Annotated in this window: 1 protein-coding gene; it reads left to right on the top strand. The window is 43.9% G+C overall.

Translation table 11 applies throughout. The features are described from left to right. A partial coding sequence (locus tag V6E90_RS21400; protein WP_332606399.1) for a beta strand repeat-containing protein occupies nt 1-2,635 on the top strand: 2,635 nt, incomplete at both ends.

Here is a 2,635-nt window from a genome sequence, read left to right as displayed (position 1 = left end):
ATAAAACCACAGGTATCAATGCGGGTAGTCAAAAAATTACGAATGTTACTGCAGGAACGGCAGCAAGTGATGCAGTCAACTTTGGTCAATTAACAACGACCAATCAAAATGTAAGTAATTTGACAACAACTGTCACCAATCAAGGCAATCAGATTACAACCAATACCACTGATATCACGACCTTAAAAGGTGGTTTTAACTTACAAAGCAATGGTAAGAACAGCGGTGCGATTAAAGCGGGTGATACGGTTGATATTGGTGTAGCAACGCCATCAGACACCAACTTGACTGCAACCAAGACAGGAAATAATGTCGCATTTGCATTAAGCAAAGACTTGAACTTAACCAGCGTAACAACAGGTAATACTGTTATTAACAATGCAGGTGTTACAGCGGATAAAGTGACTGTTGGTAGTGTGGTTATTGATAAAACCACAGGTATCAATGCGGGTAGTCAAAAAATCACGAATGTTACTGCAGGAACGGCAGCAAGTGATGCAGTCAACTTTGGTCAATTAACAACGACCAATCAAAATGTAAGTAATTTGACAACGACTGTTACTAATCAAGGCAATCAGATTACAACCAATACCACTGATATCACGACCTTAAAAGGTGGTTTCAACTTACAAAGCAATGGTAAGAACAGCGGTGCGATCAAAGCGGGTGATACGGTTGATATCGGTGTAGCAACACCATCTGATACCAACTTGACTGCAACCAAGACAGGAAATAATGTTGCATTTGCATTAAGCAAGGACCTGAACTTAACCAGCGTAACAACAGGCAATACTGTTATTAACAATGCAGGTGTTACAGCGGATAAAGTGACTGTTGGTGGTGTGGTTATTGATAAAATGACAGGTATCAATGCCGGTAGCAAGAAGATTACCAATGTCACAGCGGGTGCAGTAAATTCAAGTTCAACTGATGCAATCAATGGCAGTCAATTACACGGTGTAGCGGACAGCGTTAAGACAGCAATTGGTGGCAACACGACCATTGATGCAACGACAGGTGCAATCACCACAAGTAACATTGGTGGTACAGGTTCGAACACAATTGATGGTGCGATCACCAGCGTTAAAGCGACAGCAGACAAAGGCATCAACTTTGGTGGCACAACAGGCAAGAACAACTATGCCTTGGGTAGTGATATCAATGTTAAAGGTGATAGCAACATTACCAGCACGACAGTTGCAGGCGGAGTCCAACTTGGCTTAGGCGACACGTTGAATGTTAAAGATGCAATCAATGTTGGCAGTGGTGCCACTAAAGTTAAGATTGATGGCACAACCAATACCATTGGTGGTTTAAGCAATAAGACGTGGAACGGCACAGCGGTATCAGGTCAAGCAGCGACTGAAGATCAATTGGCGGCAGTTGATGGCAAGTTGGGTACATTAGACGATGCAGCAGTTAAATATGACGATGCAACAACTAAAGACAAGATCACGCTTGCAGGTGCTGGTGGAACCACGATCACGAATGTTAAAGCAGGTGATATCAGTTCAGCAGCATCAACAGATGCAGTGAATGGTGGTCAGTTATTCACAACCAATCAGAATGTAACAACTGCGCAAAATGCAGCAGATGCAGCACAAGCAACAGCGGACAAAGGCATCAAGTTTGGTAATGGCACTAGCAGTAACCAATTTGCATTGGGCGATACGCTGAATGTTAAAGGTTCAACAGATGGTAGCATCACCAGTACCACAACAGCAGATGGTGTACAGCTTGGTTTAGGTGATACCGTTAATGTTAAAGATGCAATCAATGTGGGCAGTGGTGCCACTAAAGTTAAGATTGATGGAACAACCAATACCATTGGTGGTTTAAGCAATAAGACGTGGAATGGCACAGCGGTATCAGGTCAAGCAGCGACTGAAGATCAATTGGCAGCAGTTGATGGCAAGTTGGGTACATTAGACGATGCAGCAGTTAAATATGACGATGCAACGACTAAAGACAAGATCACGCTTGCAGGTGCTGGTGGAACCACGATTACCAACGTTAAAGCGGGTGCAGTAAATTCAAGCTCAACTGATGCAATCAACGGTAGTCAATTACACGGTGTAGCCGATAGCGTTAAGAGTGCAATTGGTGGCAACACGACCATTGATGCAACGACAGGTGCAATCACCACAAGTAACATTGGTGGTACAGGTTCGAACACAATTGACGGTGCGATCACCAGCGTTAAAGCGACAGCAGACAAAGGCATCAACTTTGGTGGCACAACAGGCAAGAACAACTATGCCTTGGGTAGTGATATCAATGTTAAAGGTGATAGCAACATTACCAGCACGACAGTTGCAGGCGGAGTCCAACTGGGCTTAGGCGACACGTTGAATGTTAAAGATGCAATCAATGTTGGTAGTGGTGCCACTAAAGTTAAGATTGATGGAACAACCAATACCATTGGTGGTTTAAGCAATAAGACGTGGAACGGCACAGCGGTATCAGGTCAAGCGGCGACTGAAGATCAATTGGCAGCAGTTGATGGCAAGTTGGGTACATTAGACGATGCAGCAGTTAAATATGATGATGCAACGACTAAAGACAAGATCACGCTTGCAGGTGCTGGTGGAACCACGATTACCAACGTTAAAGCGGGTGCAGTAAATTCAAGCTC

Source organism: Acinetobacter sp. ESBL14, from assembly GCF_036668815.1.
Lineage (GTDB): Bacteria > Pseudomonadota > Gammaproteobacteria > Pseudomonadales > Moraxellaceae > Acinetobacter > Acinetobacter gyllenbergii.
The sequence above is the reverse complement of the archived record's forward strand: the minus strand, read 5'-3'. Positions and strand labels throughout refer to the sequence as shown.